This is a genomic window from Megasphaera coli, assembly GCF_900095855.1.
GTDB classification, from domain to species: domain Bacteria; phylum Bacillota; class Negativicutes; order Veillonellales; family Megasphaeraceae; genus Megasphaera; species Megasphaera massiliensis_A.
Map to the genome: position 1 here is coordinate 981418 of NZ_FMIY01000002.1, position 15439 is coordinate 996856.

The 15439-nt window shown below is 52.2% G+C and carries 17 protein-coding genes and 3 tRNA genes; all 20 read right to left on the reverse strand.

Going from position 1 to position 15439, the window contains the following annotated elements:
* Positions 1–78: 78 nt before the first annotated feature.
* The 20 genes from BQ2674_RS05090 to BQ2674_RS05185 all read right to left on the reverse strand — a co-directional run bounded on the left by BQ2674_RS05090 (position 79) and on the right by BQ2674_RS05185 (position 15410).
* Entirely contained in the window at positions 79–582 is a 504-nt protein-coding gene (locus BQ2674_RS05090) for a dihydrofolate reductase (RefSeq protein ID WP_075572751.1), read from the reverse strand.
* The gene (locus BQ2674_RS05095; protein WP_075572752.1) at positions 582–1373 is read right to left on the reverse strand and encodes a thymidylate synthase; all 792 of its coding nucleotides are present in this window, start codon (positions 1371–1373) and stop codon (positions 582–584) included. Before BQ2674_RS05095 ends, BQ2674_RS05090 begins: the two co-directional genes overlap by 1 nt.
* A gap of 2 nt (positions 1374–1375) precedes the next feature.
* Positions 1376–3202, reverse strand: a complete 1827-nt coding sequence (recQ, locus tag BQ2674_RS05100) for a DNA helicase RecQ (protein WP_075572753.1) — start codon at positions 3200–3202, stop codon at positions 1376–1378.
* Positions 3203–3460: 258 nt separating this feature from the next.
* A tRNA-Val gene (locus BQ2674_RS05105) sits at positions 3461–3536 on the reverse strand.
* Positions 3537–3541: 5 nt separating this feature from the next.
* Positions 3542–3616, reverse strand: a tRNA-Glu gene (locus BQ2674_RS05110).
* 1 nt (position 3617) lies between these two features.
* Positions 3618–3693 (reverse strand) — tRNA-Asn (locus tag BQ2674_RS05115).
* A gap of 138 nt (positions 3694–3831) precedes the next feature.
* A complete protein-coding gene (gene groL, locus BQ2674_RS05120; RefSeq protein ID WP_075572754.1) occupies positions 3832–5463 on the reverse strand; it encodes a chaperonin GroEL in 1632 nt (543 codons plus the stop codon).
* 30 nt (positions 5464–5493) lie between these two features.
* Complete coding sequence (gene groES, locus BQ2674_RS05125) at positions 5494–5775, reverse strand: co-chaperone GroES (RefSeq protein ID WP_075572755.1); 282 nt, start codon at positions 5773–5775, stop codon at positions 5494–5496.
* Positions 5776–5882: 107 nt separating this feature from the next.
* Complete coding sequence (locus BQ2674_RS05130) at positions 5883–6458, reverse strand: ANTAR domain-containing response regulator (RefSeq protein ID WP_075572756.1); 576 nt, start codon at positions 6456–6458, stop codon at positions 5883–5885.
* Between the two features lie 5 nt (positions 6459–6463).
* A complete protein-coding gene (locus BQ2674_RS05135; protein ID WP_083222306.1) occupies positions 6464–7879 on the reverse strand; it encodes a sensor histidine kinase in 1416 nt (471 codons plus the stop codon).
* Between the two features lie 2 nt (positions 7880–7881).
* Complete coding sequence (tsaD, locus tag BQ2674_RS05140; RefSeq protein WP_075572757.1) at positions 7882–8898, reverse strand: tRNA (adenosine(37)-N6)-threonylcarbamoyltransferase complex transferase subunit TsaD; 1017 nt, start codon at positions 8896–8898, stop codon at positions 7882–7884.
* Positions 8899–8917: 19 nt separating this feature from the next.
* Positions 8918–9385 (reverse strand): ribosomal protein S18-alanine N-acetyltransferase, encoded by a 468-nt coding sequence (gene rimI / locus BQ2674_RS05145; protein ID WP_187364806.1) that lies wholly within the window; start codon positions 9383–9385, stop codon positions 8918–8920.
* A complete protein-coding gene (tsaB, locus tag BQ2674_RS05150; protein ID WP_075572758.1) occupies positions 9376–10086 on the reverse strand; it encodes a tRNA (adenosine(37)-N6)-threonylcarbamoyltransferase complex dimerization subunit type 1 TsaB in 711 nt (236 codons plus the stop codon). Before tsaB ends, rimI begins: the two co-directional genes overlap by 10 nt.
* Positions 10070–10540 (reverse strand): tRNA (adenosine(37)-N6)-threonylcarbamoyltransferase complex ATPase subunit type 1 TsaE, encoded by a 471-nt coding sequence (tsaE, locus tag BQ2674_RS05155; protein WP_075572759.1) that lies wholly within the window; start codon positions 10538–10540, stop codon positions 10070–10072. Before tsaE ends, tsaB begins: the two co-directional genes overlap by 17 nt.
* The gene (gene thiL, locus BQ2674_RS05160) at positions 10537–11526 is read right to left on the reverse strand and encodes a thiamine-phosphate kinase (protein WP_075572760.1); all 990 of its coding nucleotides are present in this window, start codon (positions 11524–11526) and stop codon (positions 10537–10539) included. Before thiL ends, tsaE begins: the two co-directional genes overlap by 4 nt.
* Before the next feature lie 181 nt (positions 11527–11707).
* The gene (locus tag BQ2674_RS05165; protein WP_075572761.1) at positions 11708–12223 is read right to left on the reverse strand and encodes an N-acetyltransferase; all 516 of its coding nucleotides are present in this window, start codon (positions 12221–12223) and stop codon (positions 11708–11710) included.
* A gap of 91 nt (positions 12224–12314) precedes the next feature.
* Positions 12315–12794 carry a flavodoxin gene (locus tag BQ2674_RS05170; RefSeq protein WP_075572762.1) on the reverse strand — a complete coding sequence of 160 codons (480 nt, stop codon included), beginning with the start codon at positions 12792–12794 and terminating at the stop codon, positions 12315–12317.
* Between the two features lie 28 nt (positions 12795–12822).
* Positions 12823–13470 carry a TetR family transcriptional regulator gene (locus BQ2674_RS05175; protein ID WP_075572763.1) on the reverse strand — a complete coding sequence of 216 codons (648 nt, stop codon included), beginning with the start codon at positions 13468–13470 and terminating at the stop codon, positions 12823–12825.
* Between the two features lie 103 nt (positions 13471–13573).
* A complete protein-coding gene (locus BQ2674_RS05180) occupies positions 13574–14035 on the reverse strand; it encodes a GNAT family N-acetyltransferase (protein WP_075572764.1) in 462 nt (153 codons plus the stop codon).
* 133 nt (positions 14036–14168) lie between these two features.
* Positions 14169–15410, reverse strand: coding sequence for an MATE family efflux transporter (locus BQ2674_RS05185; RefSeq protein ID WP_205407612.1), 1242 nt, complete (start codon positions 15408–15410; stop codon positions 14169–14171).
* Between the last annotated feature and the right edge of the window lie 29 nt (positions 15411–15439).

Below are 15439 nucleotides of genomic sequence, written 5' to 3' on the forward strand. Positions count from 1 at the left end.
TTTGCTAAGTCTATCACAGTTGTTCAACCGTGTCAATGAATACTTTCTACATTCACTTTCCTTAAAAATACAGTGTTTTTACTGGTCCTTGTCTTTTTTACGTGTATAGTCAACAAAAGAAAACGAATATTTATTACTACGCGTAACTTCATAATCTTCACGCTTCGCGCACTCCCATTGAGCTTCATCTTCTGCCGGAAAGTACGTGTCCGCCTCAAAACGGGCGTGTATTTCCGTAATATAGAGGCGGTCGGCAACAGGCAAAAAAGCCTCGTACATCGATGCGCCGCCGATGACGAAATACTCTTTTTTTTCATCCAGCTGACAGCGCAATTCGTCGACGGAATGATAAATGACAATACCTGCACGGCCTTTTGCATAATCGGCCTGCGACGTGACGACGAGGTGACGCCGTCCCGGAAGCAGCCCCGGCAAGCTTTCAAAGGTTTTGCGGCCCATGATCAAATCGTGACCCATGGTTAAGGCCTTAAAGCGCTTCAAGTCGGCTGAAATATGGCAGAGCAGTTTGTTGTCCTTACCGATACCGCCCTGCTCATCTCTGGCAACGATGATATTTATCATCAGACGGCAACCTCCATGGCAAGTTTTCCGGCATGCTTATACTCGTCAAGCCGTATATCTTCCGGTGTAAAGGCATAGAAATCCGTAATACCTTCCGTCAGAATAAGATGCGGTGCCGCTGCGGCCTCGGCGCTACGGGCAAGCTGTGTACGCAGGGCATCAACATGATTTTCATAAATATGGGCATTATTGATGATATGCGTAAACAGCCCCGGCTTGAGTCCCGTCACCTGCGCAATGAGATGGACGAGAACGGCATACTGCGTCATATTAAAGGGAACGCCCAACCCCATGTCGCCGCTGCGCTGGATGAGCATGCAGTTCAGCCGTCCGTCCGTCACGTCCCACAAGGTTTGAAAGGCACAGGGCTGCAGGGCCATGTCGGGCAAGTCTTCAATATTCCACAGGGATACGATCATGCGCCGATCCTGCGGATTGGTCTTCAATTGTTCCAAGAGCTTATCAAGCTGTTTAAACTTGCGGATTTGATACCCGTACGCTTTGCCTATGGTACCGTCGGGACGCATCCATTCATCCCAAACATGGCAGTTCATCTTTTGTAATTCCCGTACGTCATTGCTCTGTAGCTGCCAAATCCACAAGAGCTCCTTGACTGCCGTCTTGAAGGCGACGAACTTCGTCGTCAAAATGGGAAATTCGTTACTCAAGTCGAACTGCATCATTTGGTGCGGCAATTTATAGGTCGGTACGCCGGTCCGATTGTTCGCATAATAACCGTGCTCCAAAATATTGTCCACAATGGATAAATACTGTTCGTCTGCCATGCTCATGGTTATCTTCCTTCCTGTTTGTATTCCTCAATAATCCGCAAAAAAGACGGGCCGTATTTATACAGTTTGAACCGGCCTACGCCTTTTACGTCACTCATTGCCGCCAAATCGGCGGGCATACATTCCGCCATTTCCCAAAGCGTTGCGTCGGAAAAAATGACAAAAGGCGGTATATGTTCCTTTTGTGCCGTTATGCGGCGCAATTCCTGCAACCGCTTGAAGAGGGGGCGCAGTTTCTCTTCATCGTACGACTTTTGCGCGGCCTGCCGGCGCCGCGGTACAACGGGCGTTTCCTCTTCGATTATTTTATGGTGCGTAATCTTTTCTTTCGTCCCGCCGTCGAGGAGATCCCGTCCCGCCGCCGTCAGAGACAATGTCGGGTAACGGCCCGGCGCCGTTTGTATATAGCCTGCACGCAGGGCTTCACGCATAAGGACCGTTACTGCACCTTTATCGCAGTCCGAAAGCATACCGAAAGCGGCTTTCCCGGACAGGCCGTACTGCCTGATTTTGGGCGTCCGTTCACCGCGCAATATACTGCTGACAACAGTTTGCCCGAAACGGCCCTTCACTTCGTCTATACACATGCAGATGAGGCGCATCTCCTGCGTAATGTCTTCTTCCACCGTTTCGGCATCGCAGTTGCCGCATTTTTCGCAGCGTTCCCACTGCGGCCGTTCGCCGAAGTAAGAGAGAATGTTGCGGCGCAGGCAATGCGAGTCTTCACAATATTCGACCATGCGGTTCATAAGCTTCAGCTCATTAGCCTGAAGCGATTCATCCCGGACGGAGGCCTCGATGAGAAATCTCTGTACCATAATATCGCTGCGGCTGAAAAGGAGTATACATTCTCCCGGCGCACCGTCACGGCCGGCACGGCCCGCTTCCTGATAATAGCTTTCCATGTTCTTCGGCATTTGCCAGTGAATGACGAAACGCACGTTGCTCTTGTCGATGCCCATGCCGAAGGCATTCGTCGCCACCATGACCTGAATGCGGTCGTACGTAAAATCGTCCTGACCGCGGCGCCGCTCTTCGTCGGGCAGGCCGGCATGGTAGCGGCCGACCTTAAAGCCGAGCTTCACAAGAGCCGTATAGACCTTGTCCACTTCCTTGCGCGTCGCCCCGTAGACAATGCCGCTCTCGTCATTGTGCGCCGCCAAGTAAGAAATGAGAAAATCCGTTTTCCTCGTCGTCTTGACGACACGAAAATACAGATTGGGTCTGTCAAAACCGCCGACAAAGACCTTCGCCCGCCTCAGACCGAGGAGGTTCAGCATGTCTTCCTTGACGCGCTCCGTCGCCGTGGCCGTAAAGGCGCCCGTTACGGGCCGCACGGGCAGGGAGTCGATCCACGGGCCGATTTCCTTATAGCCAGGACGAAAATCGTGCCCCCACTGAGAGACGCAGTGCGCCTCGTCGATGATGACCGCCGCCACGGGAATCGCCGCCATAAAGGCCGTAAAAAATTCATTTTGCAGCCGTTCCGGCGACACATAGAGAAGTTTAATCCGCCCCTGCCGCAATTGGCGAAAGCTCTCCTGCACCTCCTCCAAGGTACACTGGCTGTTAATAAAGGCCGCCGCAATCTGCTGTGCCCGCAATGCGTCGACCTGGTCCTTCATGAGCGATAAGAGCGGTGATATGACGACGGTCACACCGTCTTTCAAGAGCGCCGGCACCTGAAAGCACAGGGATTTTCCCGCTCCCGTCGGCATAACGGCCAAACAGTCGCGGCCGTCCAAAAGTGCCTGAATAACTTCCTCCTGTCCCGCTCGAAAGGATGTATAACCGAAATATTGTCTTAATATGTCAATCGGTCTTACCATACAATCGTTCCTTCATTTGTATTTTACGACCAAAAAGAGACCGTAATAAATGAGCTACACTCATTGTATTACAGCCTCCCCGTCTCTTGCAATTTAAATAACGCAATTGTTTCACTTCTTCTATTTTGACTTCCAACACCTTACGGAGAAAAGGATATTCCACCTCTCACCATATAGAAGTCCGCATCCCGTTCAAGTACGGCCGTACCTGTATATATAGTATTAAAAGGCTGTACCCCTGCCGGATACAGCCTTTTTTGGTGGGCGATGACAGGATCGAACTGCCGACATCTTGCTTGTAAGGCAAGCGCTCTCCCAGCTGAGCTAATCGCCCGAGTGTGGTGACCCCTACGGGATTCGAACCCATGTTATCGCCGTGAAAGGGCGGTGTCTTAACCACTTGACCAAGGGGCCATGGCTCCTCAAGTAGGACTCGAACCTACGACAAATCGGTTAACAGCCGATTGCTCTACCAACTGAGCTATTGAGGAACAATGTATCGTTCACTGTGGAACAATAGAGATTATAACAAAGAACAACACAAAAAGCAAGCCGTGATTTTGCCTGCCGAAAAGCGAAAAGGTGCCGCTGCTATGCGGCACCTGTCGGCTTATACGGTAATAATCGGCTTACATCATGCCGGGCATACCGCCGGGCATGCCCCCGGGCATTGCGGAAGAGGCATTTGCCGGTTCCGGCTTGTCCGCAACGAGCGTTTCCGTCGTGAGTACGAGGGAAGCGATGGAAGCGGCATTCTGCAAGGCCGTACGCGCTACCTTGGCAGGGTCGACGATACCCGCTTTAACCATGTCCACGTATTCTTCTTTCAGGGCGTTAAAGCCTACGCCGTCGTCGGAAGCCTTAACCTTCGCAACGATGACGGAACCTTCAAGGCCTGCATTATGCGCAATTTGACGAACCGGTTCTTCGATTGCCCGCTTTACGAGGTTAATCCCGGTCTGTACGTCGCCTTCTTCTTTAAATTCATCCAATACGGGCAGAATGTCGATAAATGTCGTACCGCCGCCGGCGACGATACCTTCTTCAACAGCTGCGCGCGTAGCATTCAATGCATCTTCAAGACGAAGCTTCTTTTCTTTCAATTCCACTTCCGTTGCGGCGCCGACTTCGACGACAGCTACGCCGCCGGACATCTTAGCCAACCGTTCCTGCAATTTTTCTTTATCGAAATCGGAAGTCGTTTCAGCGATCTGCGTCTTAATCTGGGCAACACGGTCTTTAATAGCCGCTGCATCGCCATGCCCTTCGACGATTGTCGTTTCATCCTTCGTTACGCGAACCTGACGGGCCGTGCCGAGGTCTTCCATCGTAATGCTGTCGAGTTTACGGCCGATGTCTTCCGTAATGACCGTCGCCCCCGTGAGGATAGCGATATCCTGAAGCATTGCCTTACGGCGATCGCCGAAGCCCGGAGCTTTGACGGCAACGGCCTTGAACGTGCCGCGGAGTTTGTTGACAACGAGGGTTGCCAATGCTTCGCCTTCCACGTCTTCGGCAATGATGAGGAGCTCCTTACCTGCCTGAACAACCTTTTCCAGGGTCGGGACCATTTCCTGAATGGATGCAATCTTGCGGTCCGTTACGAGGATGTACGGTTCGGACATGACCGCTTCCATCTTATCGGGATCCGTAACCATGTACGGCGAAATGTAGCCGCGGTCGAACTGCATGCCTTCTACAACGGAAAGCTGCGTGCCCATGGTCTTCGATTCTTCAACCGTAATAACACCGTCTTTACCGACCTTTTCCATTGCGTCCGCAATAAGTCCGCCGATTTCTTCATCCCCTGCGGAAATGGATGCGACCTGTGCGATGGATGCCTTGTCGGAAACGGCAATGGAGCGTTTCTTAATTTCTTCAACCAGTCTTGTCACGGCCTTTTCCACGCCCCGTTTCAAAATCATCGGGTTTGCGCCTGCAGCGACGTTGCGCATGCCTTCCTGAATCATGGCTTGTGCGAGAAGAGTAGCCGTCGTCGTGCCGTCACCGGCTACGTCATTGGTCTTCGTAGCTACTTCTTTGACGAGCTGTGCGCCCATATTTTCAAAAGGATCTTCCAGTTCAATGTCGCGGGCAATAGTTACACCGTCGTTCGTAATCGCCGGCGCACCGAATTTCTTATCCAATACGACGTTGCGGCCCTTAGGTCCCAAGGTTACTTTCACGGCATTTGCCAATGCGTCTACACCGTTACCCAAGGCGCGACGTGCTTCTTCGTTGAACAAAATCTGTTTTGCCATTATTATCCACTCCTTATTGAAGATAGTTAATTACATTACTGCCAAGATATCCCGTTCGCTGACGATTAAATATTCCGTCCCTTCGACCTTGACTTCCGTACCTGCATATTTCGAGAAAATAATTTTATCACCTACGCTTACTTCCAACGGAATACGCATACCGTTTTCCTGTACCTTACCGGAACCTACAGCCATAACTTCACCTTGGCTCGGTTTTTCCTTTGCCGTGTCGGGCAGGAAAATGCCGCCGGCCGTTTTTTCTTCCTGTTCCAATACACGTATTACAACACGATCTCCTAAGGGCTTAATCATTATATACTCCTCCTTCAAACTTCTCTTTACTAGCACTCTCGTACTTTGAGTGCTAACTACGTTATCTATATTACCGTTCAAAGGTGAAAAAGTCAAGGATTATTTTTTCATTCCTTACAAACCGCTTCAATAAACTGCAGCGCCACAGTCTTTAAGGCCAGTCCTTTCTTCATGCTGTACTGCTGCAACCGTTTATGTGCTTCTTCCTCCGATATGCCGTACATTTCCATGAGGAGCCCCTTTGCCCGGAAAACGGCTTTTCGCGCCGCCGCTTCTTCGGCCAGTCTTGCCACGGCCTCATCCGCTTCCTGTTGCCGTCGAAACTGGGCCGTTGCCACTTCCATGGCGGGAAAGAGCTGCTGCGGATTCACCGGCTTTACGAGGTAGGCAAAGACACCTGATTCGGCAGCTTCCGCCACGATTTCCCGTTGACTGTAGGCGGTCAGCAGGATGACCGGTGCCAAACGCTCGCGATAAATCATACGCGCCGCGTGGATACCGTCGAGTCGGGGCATCTTGACATCCAATAAAACAAGATCGGGCCGCGTTTTATAGGCCAGTTCCACTGCCGCCGCGCCGTCCGATGCCGTACCGACAACGTAATGCCCCGCTTCTTCCAACATTTCTTTCAGATCCATGCAAATTAGCGCTTCATCATCGGCAATTACAATTTTGTAAGCCACAAAGCTCACTCCTCCCTAAAGGGAAACGACAGAGTTGCCGTCGTGCCGCCGGTTTCACGCGGCGCAATGGAAAAAACGCCGTGCAAATCCTTTTCTACGACTGTCCGCACGATTTCAAGGCCGAGGCGGCCGCCCTTTCCCGTGCAGCCTTCTTCCAAGCCGCACCCCGTATCGGTAACGGCTACCTCGCACATGTCGTCACCGGTTGTCACCGTAAGGGCCACTTCGCCCTCAGCAAGACCGGCAAAGCCGTGCAGGACGGCATTTGTCAAAAGTTCGTTAAGGACAAGGGCCAAAGAAACGGCCGTGCGGGACGAAAGGAAGACGGGAGCGCCGTCAAAGCGCATAGCAATACGGCTGTCTTTTCCTACGAGGCTCTGCGCCAATAAGTCCGTTAAACGCCGGCCCATTTCGGATACGTCGATTCGTTCTTCCTCATGATAGGCTAAAGTTTCATGAACGAGGGATATGCTTAAAATCCGGTTCAGCGCTTCCTGTAAAGCCGCCTTTGCCTCCTCATGCTCAACACGCCGCATTTGCATGCGCAATAAGCCGGCAACAGTCTGCAGATTATTTTTTACACGGTGATGAATTTCTTTAATAACCGATAATTTGACAAGCAGCTCTTCTTCTTTACGTCGCAGCTCCGTCCGTTCCGACATAATCAAAATGAGGCGGAAGAGTTTTCCCCGCCTCAATAAGGGGATAACCCGCATCGTCACAACCGCGTTGTCGCCGTGCATTTCTTCCGCCGCTCCCTGCCGCGTTATAAGCGCATGTTTGGCCGCGGCCAGGTCAAAGCGTCCGCTGTAAATATTCTCACCGCCGAGCGGCACCGTATGTCCCTGCAGACGCATGATATTTTCCGCCATGTCGTCGGCATACTCGATCGTCCCGGTGCTGTCTATGAGAATGATGCCGTCCTGAACGGAAAGCCGCTTATACAAGTCCGCCGTGCCTGCCGTCGCGGGCACCTGCAAGGCGCGAAAAGCGGTTTCCGTAAGAATCCGCTTATTTGGCGCCACTTTTCCCGTAAAGGTAAATACGGCTACGGTCTTGCCGCCGTTGTCCTCAAAGGGATAGGCAATCATCGGTTCCGTACGGCCGTAGTCGATTTCCTTCAGTGCCGTCAGGCTCCGCTTTTCCGCCATGACCTTCGCGACGACGGGTTCTTCTCCTGCGGGGATGACGGAACCGACCGCATCTATGTCCACGGTGCCCTCATGACTGCCGAATAAGGGCTGTCTCACGGCGACGGGAATAAACGCCCCCGCCCGGGCCGCCGGGACGAATAAGGTCAGGCGGCGCTGCGATAAATCGCTGGCAAATTGTAATAAAGGCTCGCTGTTTTGCAGAATATGTATTTGCACGTCCGTAAGGGAACTCTTCTTGCGGCAAATTTCCGCCAATGTCGAATTCATGATTACTTCGCCGTTTCCGTAATAGCCAGTGCCGGCTGCGCATTGAGCGTCAAGTCGGCAAACTTTCCGGCCTGTGCCAGATAATAGGCGCGGCAACCGATCATGGCGCCGTTATCCGTACAAAGGATCGGCTCGGGATAGTAAAAAGCACACCCCGCCGCCGCACAGGCCGTCCTCATGGCCTTGCGAAGGGCACCGTTGGCGGCAACGCCGCCGGCAAGAACAACCTGTTTCAGGTTCGCCACGGCGGCGGCATCCGTCGTTTTTTCGACAAGCGTGTCGACGACGGTCTTTTGAAAGCTTGCAGCCACATCGGCGGCATTATATGTTTCGCCGCGCTGTTCCAATGTATGTAAGTAGTTCAGTACGGCCGACTTCAAGCCGCTGAAGCTGAATTCAAAATTGTGCTTTTCATGAAAGGCTTTCGGAAATTCGACAGCCTCCGCATTTCCCGTGCGGGCCAGTTTTTCAATCTGCGGTCCGCCCGGATAAGGGCACCCCATAACGCGGGCAATTTTATCAAAGGCCTCGCCTGCCGCGTCGTCCCGCGTCTGCCCCATGAGCTCGAAGCGGTTGTAATCCAAAACTTTGACGAGCTGCGTATGGCCGCCCGAGACGACGAGGGCCAAAAAGGGCGGTTCCAAATCAGGATGACTCAGGAAGTTGGCAAAAATATGGCCTTCCATGTGATTCACGCCGACAAGCGGCTTATCCAGTGCAAAGCTTATCGCCTTGGCCGCCGCCACTCCGACGAGGAGGGCACCCACCAGGCCCGGGCCGTACGTCACGCCGACGTGATCTATGTCGTTCAGGGCTACGCCGGCCATATCGAGGGCTGCCGCGATGACGGGCATGACGTATTCCACATGTCGGCGCGACGCGATTTCCGGCACGACACCGCCAAATTTACGGTGTACAGGCACCTGTGTCGATATAATATTGGACAGGACGCGGCGGCCGTCTTCGATGACGGCTGCCGACGTTTCGTCGCAGCTTGTTTCCAATGCGAGAGTATACATGTATGTTCACCTTTATATTTCAGCGCACCCACGGGTAGGATCGCTTTTTACAATCCATGATAAACGCGTCTTCCACCGGGTTGGAGTAGTAGTTTTTGCGCACGCTCAATACTTCATAGCCAAGCTTTCTGTAAAACTGCAAGGCTGCCTGATTGGACACGCGCACTTCCAAAAATATGTCGGTACAGCCGGCTTCCCACGCGGCCTCCATGAGAACGCGCACTAAAAGTTCGCCGTACCCTTGACGGCGAAAAATTTTGCGCAAGGCAATATTCGTAATCTGCCCTTCATCAAGAACCTTCCACAGGCCCGCATAACCGGCAATAAGACCGTCTTCCCGCTCGAGGACGTAGTACATGGTCCGTTCTTCGTTGGCCAAATCCCGCTTAATAGAGTCCAAGGACCAAGGAACGGAAAAAGCATCTTCTTCAACGGCGTATATGCCCGCACCGTCTTCAAGTCGCGCCTTACGCACAATTATGGACATGACGCACCTGAACGGCGCTTTTCCCAGAGGATTTCCGCTTCACTGCGACGCTTATACGCCGGCGTCAAAGTCATGCAGTCGTCCGTACGGCCTGCGGCAAACCGCTCGGCTGCGGCCAAGGCGAGGGCGCCGGCCCGGGGAATGACCATATGGGGCGGTGCCAATCGGCACGGGCCGCCTGCCGACTCTATGGCCGCAGCGAATTTCAGGGCACCGTCACCGCAGAAGAAAACGTCGTCTTTACTGCCGGCAAAGCGGGCAATGACATCAATTGCAGGAGCAACCGACACGGGCTCTATTTCCTTCAGTACGCCGTCATGCCACGCATAAAGAGAAACGTATACATTTCCCTTCTGCGCGTCAATAAGCGGACAAACCGCTTTTGCCGAATCGACGAAATTCCAGGCCAGGACACGCGGCGTTTCAATGCCTGCAAGCGGTATCTTCCGGGCAAAACTCAGGCCTTTTGCCGTCGCCAGGCCGATACGCAGGCCCGTAAAGGATCCGGGCCCGACGGATACGGCAATGCCGTCTATATCGTTTTTATGAACGGCCGCTTTTTGCAGCATGTCGGCAATATGCGGCATCAGCTGTTCCGAGTGAGTCAGTTTTGCCTGTACCGTCACTTCGGCACGCAGTGTTTTTTCGTGCAGCAGAGCGACGCTTGAGACGAGACTTGAGGTCTCAATGGCAAGAAACATACTTTTCAACCTCTTTTATCAATATATTCCACCTGTTTAAAGCGGCATCTACAGTAAATTCCCGCGACGTGCCGCCGGTTTTGCAAATAGTAATGCAGGCCGCATCATCGGGCAGACGGTGAGGAAATTTTTCGGACCATTCGACAAGGGAAATGCCGCTTTCCCAATAATCATCTATGCCCAGCGTATCCAGCTCGTCTTCCGTCTCAAGACGATAAAAATCAAAATGCTGCAGCGGCGGCACGTGATCATACACGTTCATCAGGGAAAAGGTCGGGCTTACGACGGGAACGTCAATTCCCATTCCCTGCGCCACGCCCTGTACAAAACGGGTCTTGCCGGCACCCAAATCACCGCACAGGGCGATGACATCACCCTGCTGCAGAACAGCACCGATTCGTTTTCCCAGCTCCGTCGTTTCCGCTTCACTGCACGTATATACGGCAACCGTCATTTTTTCACCTCAGTAAAATGAGCCCATCCGGCAGGCGGCAGAATCCGCCGCACACCGTCTGCCACCAAGTATACCTCACCTGCACCGGCTTCAACGTATCCGATACGTGTTACGTCTCCGTAGTCCCTGCGCAGGGCTGCAAAGTCTGCAGGGCTCATCGTAAAGACGAGCTCATAATCTTCACCGCCCGTCAACACGTAATCACACGGGTCTTTACCCGCTTCTTTCGCCCAGGCCGCCGTTTCGCGGGAAAGCGGAAATGCTTCCTTTTCCAGTACGAGTGTAACGCCGCTCGCCTCGGCGATTTCATTACTTTCACTGGCCAGGCCGTCACTGATGTCATTCAGGCTGTGGCAGTTATGTATTACAAGGGCACGGCCCAGTTCAATTTGCGGTACCGGCAGGCGGTGTGCTTTTTTCAAGGAAGGATAGCCGTCCTTTCCCTGCAGCAGTACATCCAGTCCGGCACCGGAGTCGCCGATCGTGTGGGAAACGGCGACGATGTCACCGGGCCGGGCGCCGCTGCGGCGGATGGCCTTTCCCGCTTCGATCTCGCCGAAAGCGGCAACCGTAATAATAAGCCCTTCTTTTGACATGACCGTATCGCCGCCGAGAATGTTGACCTTATAGGCACGGCAAATATCTTTAATCCCCTGATAGAGCTCCAGCAGATCGTTCGACTCCATGGAAGGCGCAATGGCTGCGGACAGAACGATATGCGTCGGCACGGCACCCATGGCGGCAATATCGCTCAAATTGGAAGCTACCGCCTTATATCCCACGTCATACCACGTCGCCGTCCTGCCGATGATGAAATGACCGTTTTCCACCATCGTGTCAATGACGGCAACCTGCTCCATGCCGCCCGTCGTCCGATATACGGCGCCGTCGTCGCCGATACCGATGACAACGGAGTCCGGATTAAAGATCGTATTATCTTTTATAGCATCAATAAAACCGAACTCGCCCAATTCGGATATCTTCATAGCGGCGCTTCCCCCTTTATATCTATGGCTATTTTAAAATAAGAAGGGAAAATTGTACAGCCTCCGAAGGGCGATGCGTTCTATGAGTGAACATCAGGCCGTGCCGCAGAGAACGAATAAACCGCGTCACCCGTATCTAAACTCTGCCGGATATATTCCGGCCGCAATCACCAAGCCCGGTCTATTGTGCCGAATAATCGTACGCCATGCGTTCGCTGCCGCGAACTTCAATACTGCCGCAGCAACGAAAGCCGAATTTCTCAATTGCCCGCTGCATAAAAACATTATTTCGGTGCGTATCGATGCGAAGATACGGATACAGAGAAGCGCAAAAGGAAAAACATATCCGTGCGGTCCCCCTGAAGATCCCGTCCGACGCAAGGCGGTGAATCGTGCCGTACGACCCGTCATGATGCCAGGTGCCGCCGCGGATTTTCTTATATGTCGGTTCTTCACCGATACAAAAAGAAAACACGGCGACGACCGTATCCTTCTCTATAAGGACATAACAATTTTTATTGACTATATCTTCTGCAATAAGATGACTGTCGGGGTAGCCGTCGGTCCATTGATCGGTATTGCCGTTGGCCGACATGAAAGCTCTCGCCTTTTCATATATATGTAAAATACGCGGTAAATCGCTTGTGTTTGCAAGCCGGATATGCCCGGTCCGTTCACTTGATATTACTTCATCCATTTCCTCAAAAACACTTCCCTTCCGGCACAACCCGACTATAACATAAAAGAAGCCCTCTATAAATAGAGAACTCCTTTGTCTTACGAAACTTCTATCTAATAAACAGCGCCGCCCATGTCTTGAGCTCCGCTTCATTTACATCGGCAGCAAAACGCTTTCCTTCCTTTAAAACCGCACCGGCGCAGGACGGCGCGAGGCGTTCGTTCGTCTTGCCCATGCCGCTGATACCGGACGTGGCAAAGGGAATGACAGTCTTGCCCTTGAGATCATACCCTTCGAGGAAGGTGTTGACAATCGTCGGCGCCACATACCACCAAATGGGGAACCCTACAAAAATGACGTCGTATTTCTCCATACCTTCCACGGTCCCGGTAATTTCCGGCCGTGACGCGCGGTCATTCATTTCGACGGAGCTGCGGCTGTTCTTCTTCGTCCAGTCCAAGTCCGCTTCCGTATAGGGCGTCTGCGGTTCGATTCTGTACAAATCACCGCCGACAACCTGAGACAACCGTTCCGCAACGGCCTCGGTCACGCCGGTTGCACTGAAATAAGCGACCAATATATTTTTCATATGTATCATCTCCCTTACAGAAAACAACTTACCGTCTCTTATCCTTCTTTTCATCCGTACCGAGGAGGCGCATTACGGTGTTATAAGTCATTTCATAAGGCGTCATGAAATGAAAATGCATGCCTGCACGCTCCATGGCAACCTTTTGTTTATCCGTCACCGTCGTGTACGGATAAATACCGAACAAGAACGGAAAGAATGCGAAAATAAATCCGTCCCGCTCCGCTTCGGTCATAGCCGGGAAATATATTTCCAAGCAGGTATTGACAGCCATCATCGTCCGGCCGTAAGCGGCCTTAAATTCCGCCAGTCTTTCAGGACTGCTGTTCGCTTCCATTTCATAATGATTCATGGACAAGAGTTTTAACATGCGCGGCCGTTTTTCCAGGGACCGCGCCAATATACGGGCAAAACCGGCACGGCTCAAGGCCCGCTTTGTCCGCGCCAGCTCACGGAGCTCGTCGGCCCAGCCATCATATTCCCGCTGCAGGAGGGCTAAAAAAATCTCCTCCTTCGTATGAAAGTAGTTATAAATGGACGGCCGTGTAAAGGACGTAAACTTGGCAATTTCTTTTATCGTTACATCGCAAAAACACATGGTTTCATATAAATGAGCACAGGCATTAATGATTTCGTCGCGCCGCGCCTGCGTTAATTCCGGTGATCCTTTAGGCAATTTCTGCGCTTCCTTTCTAAATGAGCTTTTGCTTGCAGTGTATAAAGTATCATACACCGCTCACATATATGATATCGTTCCCCTGACATTATGTCAATTCCATTCATTCTGTCAGTTCTTTCCTCATATAAATAACATCCTCCAGCGGATTATCATAATACGGCTCACATTCGGTAAAACCGAATTTTTTATAGAGACGGATCGCCGCCCGGAACGGCTTAAGCGTGTCAAGGACCATTTCCGTATAGCCTGCTTTCTCAGCCCGGGCGAGCAGCTCCATGATCAACTTTTCCCCCAGATTATTCCCTCTTTTTCGGGGACTTACATAGAGCCGCTTCATTTCGCAGCGGGTTTCCGAGTGCCTATGATATGCGACAAGACCGTAAACGATACTTTCCTCGACGGCCACCAGCAGTTCTCCCTGCGGCGGCGTATACTTGCCGGCAACGTCTGCAAGCTCTTCGCCGAGATGCTGAAAAGCCAAATCCCGGCCGACCCAAGTCGTATATTCTATGATTAAGTCTCTCACCTGATCAAGATAAGGTTCACCATTTGTGATTTCCATGTCCTTCACCTTATTTTTTTCATTATACGCTTCATCATCTAATAATGATACTTTTTCCGCTTCGCCACCATAAAACTCAAGGTCATGAGAGCAGCCATACATTCGGCCACGACATCGGACGACCAAATGCCGGTCAGGCCGAAGAAAGCCGGCAGAATGAGAACGCAAGAGACTTGAAATACCACATGGTACGCATAAAAGAAATGAGGGCCGACGTAAGGCCGTCATTCAAAGCCGTAAAGAAGCCCGAACCGAATACGGCAAAATCCATGAAGAGGAAAGAAACGGCATATACGCGAAAACCCGAGACGGTGAGCTCCATGAGGACATCGTCATAGGCGACAAAAACGTATGCAAGCGTGCGGGCAAACACTTGTGCGGCCGTCATCATGGTCAGGCCGGAGCAGCAAATTAAAAAGAGGCTTTTTCGCAGCAGTCCCTTCAGTTCACAGTAATTCTTAGCGCCGTCGTGGAAGCTGATGACCGGCGCGACGCCGATAGAATAGCCCATACAGATGCCGGAGAATATCATGCTCACATACAGCATGACACCGTAAGCGGCGACGCCGTTCTCCCCGGCATATTTGAGAAGCTGTATATTGTAGAGCATGCCGACGATGTTGACGGACACGTTGCTCATAAACTCGGATGAGCCGTTTATGCAGGCCCGCCGCAGAGCCTCTCCGTCGAAAGACGTCCTGCCGAGACGCAATAAACTGCTGTTTTTACGCGCAAAGTAGACGAGAGGAACCGTACCGCCGAGAATCTCGGAGACAGCCGTCGCCGCTGCCGCCCCCATGAGCTTGTACTCCTGCGGCAGGGACAGCACCAGGACGGCATCGAGAACGATATTCGTCATGCCGGCGAGAATCGTAACGGCCAGACCGAGTTTAGGTTTTTCGGCAGTAACGAAAAAGACCGTAAAGAGGAGCTGTGATACAAAAAACGGCAAGGAAGCCAGGACGATGCGCCCGTATAAGACGGCATTCTCAAGAAGTCCGCCGTCTGCGCCCAAGAAGACGACAAAAGGTCGAATGAGTACATTGCCCAGAAGAGCAAATAAAATGCCGACGGCAACGGCCGTAAGAACACATAAGGAAAATAAGCGGTTCGCCTTCTCCCGATCCCCTTCGCCCAAGGTCTTCGCGACGAGAGCGCTGCCGCCCGTGCCGAACATGAATCCTACCGTCGATAAAAGGAGGAGAAAGGGCATGACGAGATTGACGGCGGCAAAAGACGTCTTGCCCGTAAAGTTGGAAACAAAAAACCCGTCGACCACAATATAAACGGATGTAAAGACCATCATGGCAATCGTCGGTAACGTAAACCGCAGCAGCCTGCCCATGGTGAAATGATCCGAAAGCTGTATCTGCATGCCGCCCTCCCCTCTTTTTGATGAATACA